We start from the raw sequence: 22222 nt of genomic DNA, 5'->3' as shown, positions 1-22222 counted from the left end.
CATTTCTAAAAATGTTTCTATAATATAATTCATTTTCCATTTTATAATAGATTATACTTTACATATTATTGAATAGAATACATTTTAAAAAATTTCACGAAAAGTGTTTATCGGGGCACAAAATACCGTTGTTTTCGCGGCGGTTTATGTTTTCAGATCAGATCTGATGCAGAATCAGTGATACAGAAAACAGGCAACTTGATGTGAGTTTTCAACGGTTTTGAGTTCAGGTATGCCTTGATGACATATCTTCATGGCATAAGGGCATCTTGAAGCAAATAGACATGCCTGCGGTGGATCTATCGGGGATGTGATTTCGCCCTGGATTGGTTGTATCTTTGCCAATTTCCGCATCTTTGGATCTGCAACCGGAACAGATGCAATTAAAGCTTGAGTGTAAGGGTGTAATGGGTGGTTGAATAGATCTTTTGAGTTAGAAAGCTCCACCAGTTTTCCAAGGTACATCACGGCGATTCTATCGCTGATATATTTGACAACAGCTAAATCATGCGCGATAAAAATGTAGGTGAGTTTGTATTTTTCTTTAAGAGCGGTCAATAGATTAATCACCTGAGCCTGGACAGAAACATCAAGCGCAGAGACTGGTTCATCGCAGATCAAAAGTTCTGGTTGCATTATAAGTGCACGAGCGATGCCAATTCTTTGCCTCTGACCCCCAGAAAATTCATGAGGATATCTGTAAAGGTACTCTGGCCTCAGGCCAACATTTTCTAAAGCTTGTGAAGCCAGTCTCTTTTTGTCAGAAATCGATAGGCTTGAGGACGACAAACCTTCAGTTACTATTTGCAAAACAGTCAATCTGGGGTTAAGAGAACTGTATGGATCTTGGAAGATCATTTGAATTTTCGCGCGATATTTTTGAAAACTTTTTTCGTCAAGCGAAGAAAGATCAACCAGATTGTTATTTTCATGATAAATAACCCTGCCCGAAGTTGGTTGATACAGTCTGACAACCAACCTGCCAAGGGTAGTCTTACCACAGCCAGATTCCCCAACCAATCCAAAGGTTTCGCCACGGTCCACGAAAAAATGAACATCATCGACAGCTTTCAAATACGATCTTTTACCAAAATGCTTTTTTATTGTGAACCATTTACTGATACCTTCAAGCTCAAGAATTTTTTCCATCTGTCTCTCCCTCACTGTAAAGCCAGCATTTGACCATGTGATCTGACCCAACGAAGAGATTCTGTGGTTTTTGCCGCGAGCAGATATCTTTTTTGAAAATACATCTTGGATGAAATCTACAGCCAGCTGGGTATCTTGCTGGGTGTGGAACTACTCCTTCAATTGATGCGAGTTTTTCTTTGTGTAATTCATCATGTATCTTGGGAACAGAATTTAAAAGTGCTTTTGTATATGGGTGTAGAGGATTTTCAAAAATCTCGTAGACACCTGCTTTCTCTATCACTTGGCCTGCATACATGACAGCGACTTTGTCACACATTTCGGCAACAACTGCAAGGTTATGGGTTATCAATAAAATTGCCGTGTTGAATTTTTCTTTAAGATCAAGCATTAATTTGAGTACCTGAGCTTGTATTGTAACATCGAGGGCTGTTGTTGGTTCATCAGCTATCAAGAGTTTTGGACTGCAAGCTAAAGCCATTGCTATCATTACACGCTGTCTCATGCCGCCAGACAGCTGGTTGGGATAATGATTATATCTGCTGTTTGGTTCTGGTATTTTTACATCCGCCAGCATCTGTACAGCTTTGCTTTTCCTTTCTTCCTTTCTCATCTTTTCGTGAAGCTCATAAACTTCTTCTATCTGCCAACCTGCTGTGTAAACGGGGTTCAAAGAGGACATTGGTTCTTGAAAAATCATCGAAATTTCTTTTCCCCTGATTTTGCACAATTCATCACTGTGCAGAGTCACAAGATCGACGCCATTGAACCATATATGTGAATCTTTTGAAATGAAGGCATTTTTTGGCAAAAGTCTTGTGATCGCGTATGCCGTAACAGTTTTACCACAGCCAGACTCCCCCACGATACCCAGTATTTCACCGTCGTTGACCTCAAAAGAAACATCGTCCACAGGAACAATTTTTCCCATGTTCGTTTTAAATCCAATTTGCAGGTTTTCTACTTTTAAAAGCATTCGACCACCTCAAGCTTCACTGACAAATTTCGGGTCGAGGGCATCACGAAGTCCATCTCCTAAGAAATTAACGCTCAGAACTGTTATGAAGATCATAAAGCCCGGAAAGAACACAAGCCACCAGGGCACAGTGTTTGAATGGCCTGTGGAAAGAATATAATTCATGGATCTTTGAAGCATGTTGCCCCACGATGGTGTGGGAGGTTGTATACCAAGTCCAAGATAGCTCAAGGAGGACTCTGAAAGTATCGCATAAGAAAGATTGAGTGTCATCGAAACTATCGTTATGGGCATTGCATTTGGCAAAACGTGTTTGAACAGAATTTTTAATCTACTGGTGCCAAGAACGCGTGCTGCCATTATGTATTCATTCTCTCTTATTGACAAAACAACGCCTCTCACGAGCCTTGATACGCCCATCCAACCAAAGACAGACAGTACAAGTATTGTATTTGTCAGACCTGAACCAAAGACCATTGTGAGAATGAGAAGTATTGGAAAAAGAGGTATTGAAAGCATGACATCGACAAATCTCATCAATAATCTGTCAACGATGCCGCCAAAATATCCAGAAATCAATCCAATCAGCAAACCAATCGCGGTTGTGATCAGAGACGATACAAACCCAACAAAAAGCGATATTCTCCCACCATACATAACCCTTACAAGCACATCTCTACCGAGTTCATCTGTACCAAAAAGATGGTTTTGTGAAAACGGTGGTGCAAAGATAGCAGAAAGATCAAATTCGTCGTAAGTAATTTTCATAAATAACGGTCCAATAAGACTGAACATGGTTACAAAAACGAGAATTATCAATCCAAAAAGCGCTAAGCGGTGTTTTAGAAATCTTTTTCTCACCAATTGCCAGTAAGTACCAATTGGTATAACAGAACTGTCTTGTAGTTGTTCAATCTTTTTTTTCATTAAAAGCACTTTATCACACCGCCTTTTCACCAAGTCTTATTCTTGGATCAACCACAGCATAGAGGATATCCGCAAGCAAGTTTGACAGTAAAGTAATAACCGCGATGAACATCAAACAATTCACGGCAAGATTGTAATCACTTGCCAGAATCGCTTCATACATCAATCTACCCATGCCAGGCCATGAAAAGACCGTCTCAACGATCAGCGCACCACCAAAAAAGTAAGGTATATCGAGCGCTATTATGGTAATAATTGGTATCATGGCGTTTCTCAAAGCATGTTTCAAAATCACTCTTTTTTCTTTTGCACCTTTTGAATAAGCGGTTCTTATGTAATCTTGATCGAGTACTTCTAACAGAGAGGTTCTTATGTACCGCACCCAATAGGCAACCTGAACTAAACCGAGAACCAGAGCTGGTAAAGTCAGATGCCTGAGTTTATCTACAAAGATATTCCATGAGCCCGTGATACCATAGGTTTGAACACCGGATATGGGGAACCAGCCAAGTACCACAGAAAACACGATTATCGCCATCAACGCAAACCAGAATGTCGGCAGAGAAATTCCAACGAATGCAAGAATGGTGAAGAAATAGTCAAAGAACGAATATTTCTTAACAGCAGAATAAATCCCTATTGGGAAAGCCACTATAAGTCCTATAACCCATGCAGTTATCGTCAAGGTAAGAGTATTCGGGAGCCTTTTAACGATAATACCCAGCACAGGTTGTTTGTACATCGAAGAAAAACCAAGATCGCCTTTGAGAAAACTCGTAAGCCAGAAACCATATCTGACTATTAAAGGATCATCAAGGTGATAATATTTTCTTAGTTCGGCAATCTTGGCTGGATCTCTCACAAGCGCGCGTGGATTTTCTAAGCGACTTGTCAGCAATGGATCTCCCGGCATTGCGTTCAGAATGACAAAAATGATCAACGAAATGAGAAAAAATATGGGAATTAGTTCTAGCAATCTAAAAAACAGGTATCTTTTCAAATTTTTACCCCCTACAGTGACTGTACATATTCAGCTGTTTTCAATCCCGCCAACAATTGTATGGCAACCAGATCTTTTATTGGTATTGCTCTGTAATTGAGATTTTTTTCAAGATAATCTATTTTCCTGTCAAATTGACCGTCAACTTTCTTTTTAACTTCATACAATTTTTCATCTTCATAATTTTCAAGAATCTCATTGACAAATCTCTTTAGCATACCGAGCATTAAAGATTGATAGAACTGCGTGACACAGGTGTTATCAAAAACTTCGGCAACGGTAGCTTTTCTTTGAAGCTGTGGATCGGTTTCGATCCAGTTCTTCTCTGCATTCAAATGTTCTGGCATGATTTCAACGTAATTTTTGAGAACTTCGTAGAATGGAGATTTCTCATTTGAGTAGTTTTCACATATTTCGAAGATTTCCCTGACAAATTCGTATTGTTTTGTCGAGCTTTCCCATGAGATGAGTCTTGCTTCTTTTCTTGTCATCTGAGTTTCTGATATATCTTCTATTCTTGGATCGTAGTAGTACGGAACTTCGCACACAAGAGAATATGTGTCTGCAACACGTTTGGCATATTCGTCTGAACTTGCACCAGCTCTTATGATCTGAGCAGGATCGACCTTCGCATGTTTTTCGAGATAATCGTATTCCTCAGTTATTGGAGAAAGTTTGTATATAGCCTTTGAGAGCATTTTCAGATATGGCACTTCCGGTTCACCAAGTGCAAGCGGTACCTTAAATCTATGTGGGATGGTGTGAAAACCTTCATACAATTCTGGTGAATCATCAGATATATAATAATAAACTCCGCCAAAACCCGCATTGTGCAAAGAATACATGAAAACTGGTTTTTCCTCTTCCATGATCTTCATCAAAGTTTGTGTTTCTGGTAATGGCTCATGAAAATGAAGGGTTTTATAATCTACAGGAAAAGTCCATTCAACCTGCCTGTATCCCGGTGGTCTGTAGAAATTGCCTGCATAGGACTTAATAGACTGTGGATTTGAAAACCAGCCCTCATTTAACTTTGTACCATCTGGATCTATAACCTTTATTAAATACCAGGTGTAATCAAAATGAGATCTCAATTGTTCATCCTCCACAAGTTTTTCGCAAAGGAAATCGAGCATCATTGCCCCTATGGGTTCATTAGGGTGTGGGCAACCAAACATGAGCGCATTTCTGGAGCCATTACCTATTTTGATTACCTTTATTGGATGAGCATTTCTCGATTTACCAATTTCATAAACTTTTACTACTCTGGGAAATTTTTCAGCAAGTTCCTGTGTTCTTCTGTCGAATTCATCGACGTAAAAAAATCTCCTGTAATCTGGTATTTGATCGACCAAATAGTCAAAATTCATCTTGAGTCCTCCTCGGGAATGAAACTGGGGGGTTATCCCCCAGCCATTAATGTTGTTCTGTGTCTATGTACCAGTTGTAGATGATCCAGCCAAGGCCACTGTCGTAAGTAGAATTAAAACTTTTGATGTATTTCTTTGCAAAATGAGGTGTTGGATCTGAAATCAAAGGCAAAACTGGCAAGTCATTGGTCCATAATGCAAAGTGTTGTTTGTACAATTCGACTCTTTTTTCAAAATCAACTTCTGTTGCCATTTTCGCAAGTATCTCATCGTTTTTGGGATTGGACCAGCCCGTGTAATTCGTACCACCCCAGTTATTTGCCTCGGATGGTATCATATCACTACCCCAGTAATTTAGTGCTTCATCACTGACTCCATAGCCCCAGCCAGTCAGCCACGCATCGAATTTGCCCATGGGAGCTTCATCCCATATGACAAGTGCAGGTTTCATTTCAATCTTTACAGATATACCAACTTTTTTGAGCATACCCTGTATTAACTGGGTTATCAGCTCATTTTGACTGTTACCTGCTCCTGCAATCAGTGTGAACTCGAAAACCCTGCCATCTTTTTCAAGTAACCCCTGCTTGTTCTTTTTCCAGCCAGCTTGAGCAAGTAATTCTTCTGCTTTTTTCGGATCGTACGGGTATTTCTTTATATGGTCTCCTTTTAAAGCATCCCTCATCATATGGACTTCCGTGATCCATGTGTCTACAATCTGACCTTTTCCAAAAAATACAACGTTGTTTATTTGCTGACGATCAATTGCATATAAAATAGCCTGCCTGACCCTCACGTCAGAGAACAACGGATGTGGTTTTGAAAGATCGTTTGGATCTCTGAAGTTCAAATCAAGTGTCCACGCTGCCACATTCGGAGTGAAGTAGACATTGAAGATATCTCCTTTATCTTTTTCAAGTTGCAGACTTTGTTTAAGATCCAGCGTATACCTGCCAAAGTCTATTTCACCTTTTAAAACAGATGCAAAGATAACATCGCTATCTGGAATTATTCTCATCACTATTTGATCAATATTTGGCCTGCCCATGTAATATTCATCAAATGCTTCCAGCACTATGTACTGCCCTTCGACGTATTCTTTGAATTTGTATGGTCCTGTCATAACAGGGTTGAAGGTAACTTTTTGGACAAATTGATCCCAGTTTCCTGTTTTCTTTGCTTCTTCAAAGTCTTTTCTGTAAAGATGTTCAGGAAGCTGGAACCAGCCGTAGTAATAAGCGTAGACCGATGAACCAAGTTCAGCACCGGGTACTGGACTGGGAAAATGAACTGTGAATGTGTAGTCATCTATTACATCAACTCGATCTACCATCTTTTCAAAGTAATTCGATGTAACTGGGGCTTCAGAAACCATAACTTCCCACTGAAATTTTGCATCATGTGCTGTGACCGGCTGACCATCGTGCCATTTCATACCTCTTCTCAATTCGAAGGTCACACTCATTGAACCATCCTGGTTGATTTTTACAAGACCGTTTTCGAGGGTGGGTATTCTTTTTATCATCCTTGGATGATAAAAGCCGTTGTCGTCAGTTCCTGTATTTCCATCACCGATGATGTTGCAGATTGTCCAGGTTAAACCTGAAGAGGTAAACAAGGTGTTGAGTCCCTTGGGATCTGCCCCAACTGCTGTTACAATCGTTCCACCACGTTTTGGTGGATAAAGCGCCATGTAGAAAGATCTTGCCGCTTCTGATTTTGTTATTGGTGATAGCGGCTCAAGCAAATGCCCGTAACGATAATCTAAAAGTTGTCTGTCGCTTCTAAATGCGAGTGTAAAAGCGCCTATAGCTTCTTTTGGAACTTTATCTTCATCGTTTGCGAGAGTGCAAATCTCTGTGAATTTTGCAGCCTCTTGTTCAAGGCCGAGTACCTTGACAAGTATCATGATAAAGTCTTTTCTCAAAACCTGATCTGTTCCCTTCTTTACAAGTGATTCTTTTCCAGGAAAAGCTTTTGCTACAGCAGAATAAAGTTCGTCATAAGTCAGGGCTGAATCGTCGATTGTTTTTAAAATGCCAAGCTTCTGAATAGCCGGGGCGGCTTCTTGCAGAGCAACCTGACCGAAACAAAGAACGAACAATGACAGAATACCAAATAAACTGAGAAGTTTTCTCATCACTATACCCCCTTTGTTTAGAATGATTATACGTGCAAAAGCCAGTATCGTCAATTTATAAAATCTTGCAATCAATGTGACAGAAAAAATATCTCCGCAAGTCCTTCTTCTTCAGGGGAATGGGTAAGGAGCTTATTAATTATCAAAAGCTGTGTTACAATTGTATAGGGCAACAGAAACAGTTTCAGAAGAAACTATCAGGAGATATATTGAAGAATGTCAAGATATGTAGTCAGAACATATAAAGTACCTGTACCATTAGAACTTTATCCTTTATGTTCTGAACTTAACAAAACTGCTGCACGGATATATAACAAAACAATGTCTCTTGTCAAAAAGATAAAGCGCAAGAAAGGTTTCTGGCTCTCTCAAAATACGGTGCAAAAATATATTCTGCGTTGGGCTGATAATATAGACATTCATACACATTCTAAACAAGCTATACTTCAAGAGTACTTTCAAGCTCTTGATAGTTACTTCAGCGCAGTTAAATCAAAACCAGATTTAAGACCGCCGCACAAAAAGAAAAGATTCCCGCCATTCATCTGGAAAAACACAGCGATAAAATTGATACCGGATGGTAAGCTAAAGCTTTCAATGGGCAGAAAGCAACAACCTATTATTATCCAAACATCGTTGCCAGCCGGTACAATAATCAGGCAAGCTAAATTAGTCTACGAAAATGGAAAATATTATCTTCACCTTGGAATAGAGGTGAAGATTGAAGAAGAAAACCGACAACCAAAGACAAAAGTTATGTCTATTGATCTTGGTATTATCCATCCGATAACGTGTTTTGATGGTTCCGAAACCATCATTTACCGAGGAGGTATTTTAAACAGCGTTCTAAGATGCAGAAACAAGAAACTTGCTGAATTTCAAAAGCTATTAAATCGCTGTAAAAAAGGTTCAAAGAGATACAGAAAACTATCTAAAGCTAAAAAGAGAATGCTAACAGGAACACAAAACCAGATCAGAGACATGCTTCATAAGATAACGAGCAACTTTGTTGGATTGTGTATACAGAAAAGCGTAGGGACTATTGTAGTTGGAGATATAACAAACATTCGAGACGGTGCAAATGGAAATGATAATTATAATCAAAAACTGCATCAGTGGCAGTACAGAAAAATAGTCAACATGATAACTGATAAGTCAAAGCTACATGGAATTAAAGTTGTGAGTATATCAGAAGCGTATACAAGTAAACGATGTCCTGTATGTGGCAGCAGAAATCATCCGAATAACCGCAACTGTAAGTGCCAAAATTGTGGGTTTGAGTATCACAGGGACGGGGTAGGGGCGATAAACATTTATGCAAGGTATCCTGGGAAGAAGTCCCAAGTAGTAGTGAAATTGGCACCCGCCAGAGGTGTGAGATTCAATCCACATCTCTGTGGCCATGGAGTATCCGTATCTCCATGGAAGGTAGCCTGAAAGAGCTACTAAGAATCCTATCCCTTTAGGGGATTGGGAGTGTCAAATAATAAATTGAGTATGAATGAGATAGAACTGAATGAACAATTTTTGAATGCATTGGAATTGATGGAAAAATCAGACAAGAACATCTTTATAACTGGCAGGGCCGGGACTGGTAAATCTACATTGCTGATGTATTTTTGCAACATAACAAAGAAAAAAGTCGTGGTTCTTGCCCCGACAGGTGTTGCGGCGCTGAATGTGAATGGTGAAACAATTCACTCGTTTTTCAAATTCAAGCCAAATGTGACTGTTGAGAACATTGAAGTATTAGATGATGAAATTTACAGAGAAATAGACACAATTATCATCGATGAGATCTCTATGGTTAGGGCCGATCTACTTGATTGCATCGATAAATTTTTGCGTTTGAACGCTCGGGATTTCAGCAAACCTTTCGGTGGTGTTCAGATGATTCTGATGGGAGATTTGTACCAACTGCCACCTGTAGTTACCAAGAAAGAAAGGGAATTTTTCAAAGAAAGGTACAGAAGTGAATATTTCTTTGATTCAGACGTGTTCAAAGATGTGGATTGGGAATTCATAGAACTCAAAAAGATCTACAGGCAAGATGATGATCAGTTCATGAAAATTCTCAATGAAATTAGAACTGGAACAATAACTGATGAAAGTCTGCTGATCCTAAGCAGACGAGTAAATGCTCAGCTACAAAATATTAACTATGCTATTTATCTGACAAGCCACAACCAGACAGCCAAAAATATAAACCAGGAAAAGCTCAACCAGATCAAAGGTAAACTGTACAAATTCGAAGCCGAGATACAGGGAGATTTTGATGAAAGTTCTTTTCCTGCAGATTATGTACTTTCGCTAAAAAAAGGTGCACAGATAATGATGCTAAATAACGACAGTGACGGCAGGTGGGTGAACGGTTTTGTTGGAAAAATCATTGATGTTCATCAAGATGATGGTATCGTCAAGGTTCTTTTTTCTAATGGCAGAATTGAAGAAGTGACACGTTACACCTGGGACATATTTCACTACAGATACAACAGGCGAAAAAAGATGATTGAAACAGAAATAGTGGGTACATTCAGCCAATTTCCGATGAGATTAGCCTGGGCTGTCACGATACACAAGAGTCAGGGCAAAACCTTTGACAATGTGACAATCGACCTTTCAAAACGTTTTTTTGCTCCGGGACAGTTGTATGTGGCTCTGAGTAGATGCACTCGCTTGAGTGGTATCTCACTCACAAGGGCTGTAACGAAAAAAGACATAATACTCGATAGAAGAATTCTCAGATTTTTGAGTGATTTTCAGTGTAAAAATAGTGAAAAAAAGTTATCTATGAGTGAAAAAATGGAACTCATAAACAGGGCTATTGAATTGAACAAATACCTTTTGATCGTTTATGTGAGATCTGATAATGAAAAATCAAGAAGAATTGTTGAACCAAGGAGAGTGGGAGAGTTTTCTTATTCTGGGAAAAAATTCTTAGGTCTTCAGGGTTACTGTTTTAAAAAAAAAGATTTGAGAACATTCAGAATAGACAGGATCCTTGATATCGAGCTAATCGAAGACAGGGAGGTAATAAAGTGAAGATGCTCAAAAATTTGGTGAATCAACATACTTTTCTCAGATCAAAAGATAACTATGAATCAAGCAGAGCGGTCATCGTAGGTGCACCACTGGATCAGACAACAAGTTTCAGGCCGGGGACACGCATGGCACCAAAGAAAATCAGAGAACTTTCCTATGGTTTAGAGGATTACAGCCCATACCTGAATGACTCCTTGAATGACAAATCTTTTTATGATGCCGGTGATATCGAGATGCCGCTGGGAAATCTTCAAAAGAGCCTCGAGTTAATCGAGAGAATAGCAAATGAAATCGTTCAAGACGAAAAAATACCAGTTTTCATTGGCGGAGAACATTTGATAACTTTCCCCATAGTCAGGCGAATGGCGTTAAAGTACCCAGAGCTGAAAATCATTCACTTCGATGCACACGCAGACTTGAGAGACACTCTTTTTGGTGAAAAACTCTCTCATGGTACGGTTTTGAGAAGAGTGTGTGAATATATCAAAGACAGGCATCTGTATCAGTTTGGTATCAGATCTGGTTTAAAGGAAGAGTTCGATTTTGCAAAAGATCACACAAGAACTTTTTTGTACGACGTGAAAGAACCTTTCATGAAGGTATTTGATGAACTGAAAGGTTTTCCGATATACATCACCCTTGACATAGATGTATTTGATCCTGCTTTTGCACCCGGTACTGGAACTCCCGAACCGGGTGGATGCACTTCAAAGGAAATCTTTGAAATAATCCAGAGATTTAAGGAACTGAAAATAGTTGGTTTCGACTTAGTTGAAGTTTCACCATTGACAGACATCTCAGAAAGAACCGGCATTTTAGCAGCAAAGATTTTAAGAGAAGTCTTGATGTGTATTAGCTGATCATTTTTTTCTGAAAATTTTTCCAGCCCGGGCCAGGGTATGTTCAGTCTCAAAAATAATGAGCTCACCGTTCACTATTACATGAATTATACCCTAAGGATAGTGTTTTGGGTTTTCATAGCTGGCCAGATCTTGAATTTTATCAAAATCAAAGATCACTATGTCAGCAGCCATCTTTGGTCGAATGATTCCTCGGTCAAACAACCCAATTCTTCGTGCCGGAAAAGATGTCATTTTGTAGACAGCCTCCAATGTGATTGCTTTGAGCTCTTTGACATAGCGAGCAATTACCCTTGAAAAAGTGCAAAAGTTCCTGGAATATGAATGTCCATGCGAGAGAATACCATCAGGTAAGACACTGCCACCAGAGCCAATCATTGAAAATGGGCTTATCTTTTTCACATCTTTTTCGTTCATGGCAAATCTCATCATGCTGAACTTCGATTTTCTTCAAAATAAATTATTCGGTTTGCTCAGAAATGAAGAACAGAATCAAAACAATCCACATTAGGATAGAATTCAAAGCCTGTGCTTCGCCGATATGACGTGTGCTGAAAAGTTTATAGGTTGCAACAGATAGAGTGGTCAATTGACCTTCTGACAGAATAATTGTCGCTGTGATCTCACCAAGTGCTATGGCCATACAAAATGCAAAAGTTCCTAACAGTTCTTTTTTGAAAACAGGCAATATTATTTTAAAAAACCTTTTTACAGAACCACACCCATCAATTTTACTGGCTTCTTCTATTTCTTTCGGAAAACTCCTCCAAACATTTTGAAGTGAACTGTGAACCAGAGGTAGTGATATCAATATATAAATACCACCAAGTTTGATCGCCTGAGGTGCTTCAAAAAGAATCATTCCAAAAGCCATTGTGGCAGGAGAGATTGCAACAGGAAGATACGTCAAGATTGATAAAAAACTTCTATACCTGATCGAAGCATATGAGCTGACTAATCCAAGAATGCACACGCATCCTCCGACTATTGAACTAAGTAAAACGCTGTAAATAATCACAGACCAGGCGTTCGCACCGATTATCCATTCGGCACTTTGACTGAACAAATTTCTGAAGTTTTCAAGTGTGAAAGTCCCTCCATATTTTAAAAATCCGCCCAGAGAAGCCATACTCAGAGGTAAGAAAACAAATAATCCAACAACAGCGATATAAAAGTAAGACCATCTTGGCTTTTCTTCTTTGAGTGCTTCGCCAAAAGATTGCTGAGATTTGCTGGATAAGATTAGGAAGACAAAACTTACAGATGTCACGAAAATCATTTGGAATAACGTGAGAGCCAGCGCGCTTTCGAAATCCAGAAGCACTTTGAGGTACATATATATGCTTACTTCAATAGTCGAATATTTGATTCCCCCCAATATCAAAACGACAGCAAAACTGGTGAAGCAATAAAGATAAGAAAGAGAAAAAGCCGCCCCAACTGCTGGTGCTATCAAAGGCAGTTCTATATACCAAAATCTTTTGAATCTCGAAGCTCCTTCAATGTTAGCCATTTCAAGAAAATTTCTGTCTATCCTTTCGAAAGCATCGCCAACGATTCTTATGAACAAGGGAAAGTTATAGAAAACGTGGCCAATCAAAACAGCGGTGAATGTATAAAGTATTCTGATTTTAAGATTAAAAAAAGATAATATCCAGTTCACTATTCCATTATTACCAAAGGTGAGTAAAAAACCAATAGCCATCGATATACCAGGAAGGACAAAAGGCACCATGCTTGCAGATTTCAAAAAACTCTTCGCAACCTTTGGAAGCTTTGTTCTTGCAAACAAATAAGCGCCTGGTATTCCAAGAAGCATTGTTAAAAAAGCTGACAGCAGAGCTTGAAAAGCTGTGAATCTGATAATGGCTGCATTTTTTGAGAGTACTTGAGAGATATTCCAGACTGGAAATTTTGAGAACAGCAGGAAAAGCGGGTAAATCAAAAAGGTGCCGACAAAGATTATCGGCACCAGGTTGAAAATTATCTTTTTTTTCATTTACCTATCATTACCTCTGCCCATTTTTCAAGCCAATCTTTGCCTTTTTGCTCAAAGATACTATAGTCAAATGGCAGTACTTTATCTATCTTTGGTGCATATTTGTAGGCTTTTGGAAGTTCTATCTCTACAACCGGGTACATCCATTGATTCAAGGGAACATGAGATTGAAATTCTTTGCTCAAAACAAATTCGATAAACTTTTTTGCAAGCTCGATGTTCTTGCTGCCTTTTACTATAGCCGCATACTCGATCTGTACAAAAGCACCTTCTTCCATAACTACCGGCAGATACTTCAAACTGCCATATTCATGATAACTGTAAGCACCATCAGTCGCATAACTCACCATTATGTCAGCCTCGCCAGTTTCAAGCATGCTAAACGCTTCATCCCATCCCGGCGTTATGGTCAGAATATTGTTTTTTAAGCTCTTCCAGTAATCCAAAAAACCATCTTCACCAAAGACAGCTACTGTCCAGAGCATAAAAGAAAGTCCTGTACTTGACGTGCGAGGATCCTGAACTACCAGCTTTCTTTTAAATCTTTCATCGAGAAGTTCTTTAAAAGATTTCGGTGGGTTATTGATTTTCTCGGTATTGTAGACCAATGCGATTGCGCCATAATCAAATGGTATACCGTAACCTCGCATATCCAAGAGTTCTTTATTTTTTATCATAGATATGTTTTCAGGAACAAATTTTATCAATAATCCTTCAGAAATTGCACGTTTTAGCAGAGGTTGATCAAGACCAATCACAACATCGGCTTTTGGTTGATCTTTCTCGAGAATCAACCTTGCAAGCACATTTCCTGCATCCCCAAAAGATAGCAACTTCACTTTGACGTTATTTTGCTTTTCAAAAATTGGCAAGACCTTCTGCGCAATTCCTGATGCAAAACTGCTATAAGTGTAGATAACCAGTTCTTGAGAAAATACAGATACTGCAACAATTATTGATAGAACAAGTAGAAATTTTTTCATACGTACCACCTCCTCTAAGATTAAACCCCGCCGGCGGCGGGGTAATTTTGTTTTTGGTTTGCTCCCTACGCCGGCATTACCCGGATCAGGTTCAAGGGTCGAGGACTTCCGTCCTCCTCTCAGCCTCGGGTTAGAAGCTCCCCTGCACAAATATTTACTTGATATTCTCATTTTATCACAAAAAGCAATTTATGTGAATAACCTGACTTTCAGTAGATTGATCGGCAAGATACCATTTATAAAATTATGAGAATATAAATGTTATTAATACTGGCACGAAAGTTGACAGTATAACTCCATGACCAAAAGCAACTAACACTTCTTGTTTTGGCACATATTTAGAAATCAATCCAAGCAGGGTATCCATTGATGTCGCACCAGCGCACGATATTGCACCGTATTTTGTGATTTTTGCCAGAAAAGGCACAACGATGATTGATAAAAGTTCGCGAAAGATGTTTGCAATAAAAGATATGGTGCCCAGAGAATGCGAATGAACCTCACTTATCATGATTGCAGACAAACTGTACCAGCCAAGTCCAGCAGAGGCCCCTACAGCTTCTCTTATGTCGAGCTTGGTGAAAAAACTTGCTATAAAACCACCAAGCAAACTTCCTGTAATTGTTAAAATGCTTAAGATTATGATAGTATTGAGGTTCTTTTTTATTTTACTCAGTATTTTTTCTTCATTGCCTATGCTTATTCCAACAGTGAAGACTAAAGCTACAAGTAGTATTGTAAAAAACCACTCAGGAATTTCAAAATGTATAAACTTGCCAAAAAATATACCTGCTAAAAAAACTGCCAGAGTTTGTATCATTTTTTGCCACCTCTTTTTGAAAAATATTCAAATAACCATGCAAAGATAATGCTGCATCCAGCTGAAAAAAAAGCTATCAATAAACCTGTTATTCCTACACTTGGTAGAACTTTGAGTAAATCCTTGTTTGACCCGAGATTGAGACCCATAAAAAACAAAAGGGCAATAACTATAATATTCACGACGTTAATTTTTTTAGGCAAAGTTACTTTAAAAAAAGCACCTGATACTATGCCTAAGGCAAAGGACAGGATTATAATCAAGGCCAAATCTTATCCCTCCTGAAAATTTTCAAAAAAATTTCTAAGAACCTTGATTGTAAAAGAATATTTGTATTCTCCTGGAAAGAGAATATATTCTGGATGCGGTAAAGCACCCCAGCTGTTATCTCCTCCAAGTCCCATTTGCTTGTGATCTATGTTCACTACAACCAGATTTTTGTACGTTAGTTCATTCACATGGTTTGCTTTTTCAAGATCTTCCAGTTCGAAAGGCCATACGCTAAATTCGATCACAGGATGTCCTTCGACTAAAACAGTGATTCCGTAATCATCGGATATACTAAACCATCTAACATCTGTCCTCTGTCCAGTTTCTTGAGGTCTTACATATTTATGTATCATACCCTCAACTGTGCTTCTATACAGACCAACAGGCGCTCCTGTCTTTCTATCGCAATAATTTTCATGTGGTCCCCGGCCATACCACGACACGTACTTGAAATCACCAAGGAAGGTTCCTTGAATACCTATTCTTGGCAGCTCTGGAAGATGTCTATCGATATTTACCTTTAACTCCACTGTTATTTCATCAGAAATTGTATACACTAATTCCCAGTTCGTTTTTTCTATATCCTTGAAAAATCCTTCGAATACCAATTTGTATCCAAGATCGGATTCAACTCTTTTTATTTTGGACACCTTAGCTTTTTCCCAGATATTTCGCCAAATGGCTGCTCTTGCAGGCAGTTTGTTTCCTTTGTCGTTATCTGTAGGAGCTCTCCAGAAGTTCATTCTGAGAGGTTTTAAAAGCAATTCCCGGTTCATATATTTCAAACTTTCTATAAACCCTGAGTTTTTATTAAAAATAATTTTCATCTTTTGATTTCCTGCGAATATTCTTTCTGATTCTTCCTTCAGTTCAATTCCTTTTGCTGAAGCAGGTGTAAAGGTTTTCTTTTTTTTAAATAGGCTAAATTGTTCCCAAGCTATTTCATAGCCTCTTTCAGCCCAGATAGTGTCCTTTGCAAGGGTAAATAATATTTTCACATGATATTCCGCGTTTTCATTGAAAGAAATTTCATTGATAGGAATCTGGATTTTCTTAGAGCAACCAGGCTCAAGGTTGATTTTTCCTATTCTGATTCTTTGAATTGACAATCCGTTTTCTTGAATTTCGAAAAAGCAATCAAAGTTGTTCAGGTTTATGAAAGAATAATTATTGGTTATCAAGAACTCTCCAAGTTTATCTGCAGGGCTAATTTCTATGTATTGATAAACTTTCTTTACTTCACTAAGCTCAGGTTCAGGAGTACGGTCTGGTAAGAGAAGCCCATTGATACAAAAGTTTCCATCATTTGGCTCGTCTCCAAAGTCACCACCGTATGCCCAAAATTCTTTTCCAGATTTATCCTTTTTTCTTATTCCTTGATCCACCCAATCCCATATGCAACCACCGAGTAAATTTTTGTACTTTTTGATAACATCCCAGTATTCTTTTAAATTTCCAACGCTATTTCCCATGGCGTGTGCATATTCACATAAAAAAACAGGCCTATCTTTTATTTCTTCAGAAAAGCTTTCTAAATCTTTTGGAGATTTGTACATGAAAGATACTATGTCAACATATTTTTGTGTCCCTGCGGGTTCGTAATGAACAGGTCTTGTTTTGTCTCGCTGGTGAATCCAATTGCTTAATGCGACAAAATTTTGCCCATCTCCAGATTCATTTCCGAGCGACCAGATTATTACAGACGGATGATTTTTATCTCTTTCAACCATCCTTGTGATCCTATCAAGATGAGCCTCTAACCAGTTCGGATCTTCTGCAAGTAGATTACCCATACCATGTGCTTCTATGTTTGCTTCGTCAATAACATATAAGCCGTAATAATCACACAAGAAATACCATTTTGGATCATTTGGATAATGAGATGTTCTGACTGCATTAATGTTATATTGCTTCATGAGTTTTACATCCTGTATCATTCTGTCTAAGGTTATTGCGTAACCTTTATCCGGGTCAAATTCATGCCGGTTCACCCCTTTGATTTTGATTGGTTTTCCATTCAAAAGCATCTGACCATCGATAATTTCAACTTTTCTGAATCCAATATTGAATTTTTGGGATTCTAATATCTGTGAATTATGTCGTTTAAAAAGTTTTATTTCTGCAGAATACAAATTTGGGGTTTCTGAAGACCATTTCAAAGGGTTCTTTATTTCTTTTTCTATAGTTACAATTTTTTCTTCTCCTGGAGGGATAGTTCCTGCATCAAGCAAAATTGAGTCACAGACAGGTGCTCCATTTTCCGAATCTAACACATTGATTTCAAGGCACAAATCTTCAGAGCTTTCGCGTAGATAATTGATCAGCACCATATCTATTTTTAATACAGCATCCTGGTATTTTTCATCTAAATCTGTCTTGATAAAGAAATCCCTCAAATGTAATTTGGGAGTTGCATAAACAAAAACATCTCTATAAACACCAGCCATCCACCACATGTCTTGATCTTCTAAATAGCTGCCGTCGCACCATTTGTAAACTTCGATCGCTAAAGTATTATTTCCAATTTTCACATAATCTGTGATTCTGAATTCTGCTGGACTACAGCTATCTTGACTGTAACCGACACAAATACCATTTACATAAACGTAGAAAGCGGATCTAACACCGGCAAAATGCAAGAAAATTTCTTTTCCATCCCAGGACGAAGGTATAGTAAAATGCCTTCTGTAAAGTCCTGCTGGATTTCTTTCTTTGTCAATAAAAGGAGGATTCGGAGAGAATGGATATTTTACATCGGTATATATTGGTATACCATACCCGTGAATTTCCCAGTTGCTTGGCACCTCAATTTCAAACCAGGTATTGTCATCATAATCTATTTTATAGAATCCATCTGGCACGACTTTGAAATTACGGCACCATTTAAATTTCCATTTTCCGTTCAACGAAATCAAAAATGGCCAATATTCCCATTTCCCATTACATGGATTCAATCTGTACAGAAAAGTACATCTCGGTTTTTCTCTGTTTTTGTGTAATATTCTGTGGTTTTCCCAGTCTATAGAACTCAGCACGATTTTTCCCTCCCATGATCCAGGTCTTTTGCAAGAATAAGAAACACACTGGCAGTCCAGGTATGTGCTGGATCCCTAAGAGCTTTGCCGTTGAGAGCATCGAAGTTTTCTGCGAAACCTTCCTTTGCAACTAATTTTACGAACCGGCTTGATATTTGTTGGGCCAGGTGATGTTGCCCTATTCTTTCAAGACTATCGACAATAATCATCACAACTGGAGCCCATACTGGCCCACGCCAGTATCCATCACTTGTATAAAATGGACTATCTGGTTCTTCTGTTGAAAGCCCGTATGGAGTCATAAATTTCTTTATCCTTTGAATCATTTTCCCAAGAACTTTTCCTGGAAGTTTGTCTCCAATAACTATAGAAATCATGGGGAGTAAACTCATTGATTCGATTACCTTGTGGCTTCCAGAGGTCATAGGCATTAATTCGAAATCTCTCAGTGAATGATTCAACAATTTGCCGAGGAATCTTGAAGCATCTTCTTTCCATTTTATTGTTAGATCATCCCTGCCGATCTTTTCAGCCAGTTTTGATAAAACTTCCATTTGTTTTATCAAGAAAGCTGATAGATCTGGAGATTCAATTGGTGGTCTTTCAAGAAACACCGTGCTGTTATCCCAACCTGAATCGTTACCGTGGTTATATTGGGGAATGCCATCGTTGTCATAATCTCTGTAATTTAACCACCAACCGGTCCATTTTTCTAAGAACAGATAAATATCCTCAATTTTTAGTGAGAAATTTGATGGCAAGTTCGTCAAAAGTTTTTCAATTGTCCAACCATGTACAGGCGGTTTACTGAAATTCCAGTAACTTTCATGGTCGTTCACGAAATCAGGAAGGGCTCCTGACGAACTTTGGAAATCAAACATAAGTGCAAACTGATCCCACGAAAGTTCTGGATTCTTGTAACTGAGCGCTAAAGCATTAAAACAGTGATCCCAGCTCCAGATATCTGTCATCCAATTTTTTGACATGAGCATTGCTGGCCGTTTCAAATAACCATTTGGTTTAACAAAACTGGACCATAATATATAACCGGCAGTTTCGAAATGATCGCTTAATTCGGAAGGTAAGCTTGGCAATTTTTGTAAGAAAAGTTCAAATTCCTTCTTTACGACATCAGGCGAACATGATTTGCTGTGCTCCAGAATATCATTAATTATTTCTCTTTCGGCGGCTTCAAACAGAATTATCCTGAATTTACCATATTTCGGTGATACTTCTAAAATCACGTTTTCGCACTTTATCCCATTCCAGGGAGCATTGATTTTTATATTGCCGTGCTGTACTAATATCGAGATTTGAATTCCTTCATCGTAATAATTAAATAGCCACTCATTTTTTCCAACCGGTATTAAGAAATGGCCGCTTCCTTTTGCGGAGAACCTCACACCTGTTCCAAACCCTTCTATTAACAAAAACTCTGGCTTCGGCATAGATATCTTTGCGGTTCCTTTGTCATTCTGCACAAGAAGAATTTCTGGTGATGCCTGAATCTGAGACGGAATAACGTTTCCTCTGCTGTCAATTGTTTCTATTAAAAATAATTCCTTTTTTTTAAGCCGCCCGTGGAGGGACCTCAAGTAAAGTCCTTCTTCATAATTGTTTCCCCAGATTTTTTTTGTTATATAAGAGATTGAAAAATACGAACCAAATCTACTGAATGGTATACGAGTTAGATCGAGATTCATCTTATACCTCCTTTAGAACTTTCTCTCACGACAATTTTTACGTCAATGAGTTCTATTCTTGGATTCAGCTCTGGATGATTAATCCTCTCTAAAAGCATTTCAACAGCTTTGTAGCCGAGTTTATATTTGTCGAAGGTTATTGATGTAAGCTGTGGGGAAATCATTCGGGAAAACTCCAGATTGTCGTATCCAACAACAGCTATATCTTCCGGGATTCTAAGTCCACTTTCTTTTATAGCTTCTATAGCACCGTAAGCAGTCTCGTCATTATAACAAAAAAGTCCGTCAAATTGTGTTGTTTTCAATTTCTCTTTCAAAATCTCATAAGCAGATTGAGTACCGTATGATTTACTCATAAATTGTTTTTGTATAAATAACAATTCTTGCGAAAATTCAATATTATGATCTTGCAGGGCCCTTAGATAACCCTTAAATCTTTCATTGAGATTTTTTTCTATTTCGAAATTTGATGAGTGAAGCATAGCTATTTTTTTGCAACCAGATTCTATAAGATGTTTTGTTGCTATATATCCTCCTTTAAAATTGTTTGGAGAGACCACATCAAATTCTTCCGGTGGAAAAACTGTTCCGAATGCCACACAAAATTCTCTTATTTTGTACTTTCTCAAATCTTGGTGATTCAGGGCTAACATATTTGCTGCTATTATTAAGCCGTCTATTCTTTTTTTCATGAGAATCTCTATACTTCTTACCAGATCGTCACGTGAATCATTAATTAGATTTGTTATAAGCAACATGTAACCGAAATCTTCGGCAGCTTGATTCATTCCTTTGATAACTTGTTCATAAAACGGGTTAGATATATTCGAGCTTATAAAAGCGATAGTATTGGAGCCGGAAGTTCTCAAATTAGAAGCTGTTTCATTTTTTATATAACCAAGTTTTTCAGTGACTTCAAGAACTCTTTTTCTTGTTTCTTTACTGACATCAGGATGCCCATTAAGTGCCTTATGGACAGTAGTAACAGAAACTCCCAGCGCTTTAGCTATATCCTTTAGAGTTGCGTATCTTTTTTTCATGTTTGCACCTTCCTCATATATAGATTTCTGATTTCAATTCTATCGCTGATACTGCTTTATTCTGCAGAAAGAATAAGTAAAAGAATAAGTATTAAGATTTCATACCAGTAATTGTTATTCCACCTATTATATGTTTCTGCCCAAGTGCAAAGACTATTAGCGAAGGTATTGTGACCATACATGTTGCTGCCATGAGATAATGCCAGGATGTGTAATACATACCTCTAAATGCATTCAACCCCAGAACGAGGGTGTATTTTTCTTCGGATTGGAGATATATCAACGGTCCAAAGAAATCTCCCCACGCTGACATAAATTGCAATATTACAACTGTTATGACAGCTGGTTTTGCAAGAGGAAAATAGATTTTGTAGAATATCTGAAAAATACTACAACCATCTATTTTAGCTGCTTCAAATAATTCTTTCGGGATACTTTTGAAAAATTGCCTGAGGAGAAATATAAAATAAGCTGATCCAAAAAATGAGGGAACCCATAAAGGTTTTAGTGTGTCTATCCATCCCAGTTTGCTGAACAGTATATATTGTGGAATCAATGTTGTGTAATATGGAACCATCATGGTTGATATCACTAAAATAAATAATTTATCCCTCCCTTTGAATTCAAGAGTTGCAAAAGCAAAAGCTGCTAAGGAAGATGATAGGACTATGCCTATAGTGCTCAAACCAGTTATAATAGCCGAGTTTTTTAGAAAAGTTAACCAGGGGAAAAGTTCCAAAACTTTCTTATAATTTGAAAAATTAAAAGTCTCGGGAAGCAATTTCGGTGGGTATGAGAATATTTCATCCTCCCCACTTTTAAGAGAAGTGCTAAACATCCACATAAATGGCATAATAAAGATTATGGACAATAAAATGAGTGCAAGATATAGAAAAATGTTTTTCACA

18 protein-coding genes and 1 riboswitch are annotated in these 22222 nt (G+C 38.2%); of the genes, 3 read left to right on the top strand and 15 right to left on the bottom strand.

Annotated features, from left to right (window positions below):
- Window positions 1–174: 174 nt before the first annotated feature.
- From TLET_RS06700 to TLET_RS06675, 6 genes are read right to left on the bottom strand one after another with little or no spacing between them, the layout of a single operon-like run.
- Window positions 175–1149 (bottom strand): ABC transporter ATP-binding protein, encoded by a 975-nt coding sequence (locus TLET_RS06700; protein WP_012003343.1) that lies wholly within the window; start codon window positions 1147–1149, stop codon window positions 175–177.
- Complete coding sequence (locus tag TLET_RS06695; protein WP_012003342.1) at window positions 1133–2125, bottom strand: ABC transporter ATP-binding protein; 993 nt, start codon at window positions 2123–2125, stop codon at window positions 1133–1135. Before TLET_RS06695 ends, TLET_RS06700 begins: the two co-directional genes overlap by 17 nt.
- A gap of 9 nt (window positions 2126–2134) precedes the next feature.
- Entirely contained in the window at window positions 2135–3052 is a 918-nt protein-coding gene (locus TLET_RS06690; RefSeq protein ID WP_049753409.1) for an ABC transporter permease, read from the bottom strand.
- 13 nt (window positions 3053–3065) lie between these two features.
- Window positions 3066–4052, bottom strand: a complete 987-nt coding sequence (locus tag TLET_RS06685; protein WP_012003340.1) for an ABC transporter permease — start codon at window positions 4050–4052, stop codon at window positions 3066–3068.
- A gap of 11 nt (window positions 4053–4063) precedes the next feature.
- The gene (locus TLET_RS06680; protein WP_012003339.1) at window positions 4064–5422 is read right to left on the bottom strand and encodes a M14 family zinc carboxypeptidase; all 1359 of its coding nucleotides are present in this window, start codon (window positions 5420–5422) and stop codon (window positions 4064–4066) included.
- A gap of 46 nt (window positions 5423–5468) precedes the next feature.
- On the bottom strand, window positions 5469–7562 hold the full coding sequence (locus tag TLET_RS06675) for a peptide ABC transporter substrate-binding protein (protein WP_012003338.1): 2094 nt from the start codon (window positions 7560–7562) through the stop codon (window positions 5469–5471).
- A 216-nt stretch (window positions 7563–7778) separates the two neighbouring features.
- Between TLET_RS06675 and TLET_RS06670 the strand changes: the two genes are divergently transcribed.
- The 3 genes from TLET_RS06670 to speB are packed head-to-tail and all read left to right on the top strand — an operon-like array spanning window position 7779 to window position 11464.
- Window positions 7779–8999, top strand: a complete 1221-nt coding sequence (locus TLET_RS06670) for an RNA-guided endonuclease InsQ/TnpB family protein (RefSeq protein ID WP_012003337.1) — start codon at window positions 7779–7781, stop codon at window positions 8997–8999.
- Between the two features lie 39 nt (window positions 9000–9038).
- Window positions 9039–10604, top strand: coding sequence for an AAA family ATPase (locus tag TLET_RS11150; RefSeq protein WP_012003336.1), 1566 nt, complete (start codon window positions 9039–9041; stop codon window positions 10602–10604).
- Window positions 10605–10606: 2 nt separating this feature from the next.
- A complete protein-coding gene (speB, locus tag TLET_RS06660) occupies window positions 10607–11464 on the top strand; it encodes an agmatinase (protein ID WP_012003335.1) in 858 nt (285 codons plus the stop codon).
- A gap of 93 nt (window positions 11465–11557) precedes the next feature.
- Here the strand turns inward: speB and TLET_RS06655 are convergent, their stop codons facing one another.
- The 9 genes from TLET_RS06655 to TLET_RS06615 all read right to left on the bottom strand — a co-directional run bounded on the left by TLET_RS06655 (window position 11558) and on the right by TLET_RS06615 (window position 22221).
- Window positions 11558–11896, bottom strand: coding sequence for a hypothetical protein (locus TLET_RS06655; RefSeq protein ID WP_148202146.1), 339 nt, complete (start codon window positions 11894–11896; stop codon window positions 11558–11560).
- A gap of 28 nt (window positions 11897–11924) precedes the next feature.
- Window positions 11925–13463: an ABC transporter permease gene (locus TLET_RS06650; protein WP_012003334.1), complete on the bottom strand. Its 1539-nt coding sequence runs from the start codon at window positions 13461–13463 to the stop codon at window positions 11925–11927.
- On the bottom strand, window positions 13460–14446 hold the full coding sequence (locus TLET_RS06645; RefSeq protein ID WP_012003333.1) for a thiamine ABC transporter substrate-binding protein: 987 nt from the start codon (window positions 14444–14446) through the stop codon (window positions 13460–13462). The genes TLET_RS06650 and TLET_RS06645 overlap by 4 nt, the downstream gene beginning before the upstream one ends.
- Before the next feature lie 45 nt (window positions 14447–14491).
- Window positions 14492–14600: riboswitch (TPP riboswitch) on the bottom strand.
- A gap of 90 nt (window positions 14601–14690) precedes the next feature.
- Window positions 14691–15266 (bottom strand): lysine exporter LysO family protein, encoded by a 576-nt coding sequence (locus TLET_RS06640; protein WP_012003332.1) that lies wholly within the window; start codon window positions 15264–15266, stop codon window positions 14691–14693.
- Complete coding sequence (locus tag TLET_RS06635; RefSeq protein WP_012003331.1) at window positions 15263–15535, bottom strand: LysO family transporter; 273 nt, start codon at window positions 15533–15535, stop codon at window positions 15263–15265. The genes TLET_RS06640 and TLET_RS06635 overlap by 4 nt, the downstream gene beginning before the upstream one ends.
- Before the next feature lie 3 nt (window positions 15536–15538).
- Window positions 15539–18571, bottom strand: coding sequence for a glycoside hydrolase family 2 TIM barrel-domain containing protein (locus TLET_RS06630; RefSeq protein WP_012003330.1), 3033 nt, complete (start codon window positions 18569–18571; stop codon window positions 15539–15541).
- Window positions 18565–20274: an amylo-alpha-1,6-glucosidase gene (locus TLET_RS06625; RefSeq protein ID WP_012003329.1), complete on the bottom strand. Its 1710-nt coding sequence runs from the start codon at window positions 20272–20274 to the stop codon at window positions 18565–18567. Before TLET_RS06625 ends, TLET_RS06630 begins: the two co-directional genes overlap by 7 nt.
- Window positions 20271–21314 carry a LacI family DNA-binding transcriptional regulator gene (locus TLET_RS06620; protein ID WP_012003328.1) on the bottom strand — a complete coding sequence of 348 codons (1044 nt, stop codon included), beginning with the start codon at window positions 21312–21314 and terminating at the stop codon, window positions 20271–20273. Before TLET_RS06620 ends, TLET_RS06625 begins: the two co-directional genes overlap by 4 nt.
- A gap of 91 nt (window positions 21315–21405) precedes the next feature.
- Entirely contained in the window at window positions 21406–22221 is an 816-nt protein-coding gene (locus TLET_RS06615; protein WP_012003327.1) for a carbohydrate ABC transporter permease, read from the bottom strand.
- Between the last annotated feature and the right edge of the window lies 1 nt (window position 22222).

The organism is Pseudothermotoga lettingae TMO, from assembly GCF_000017865.1.
Classification (GTDB): Bacteria; Thermotogota; Thermotogae; order Thermotogales; family DSM-5069; genus Pseudothermotoga_B; species Pseudothermotoga_B elfii.
This window is presented reverse-complemented; position numbering and strand designations above follow the sequence as displayed.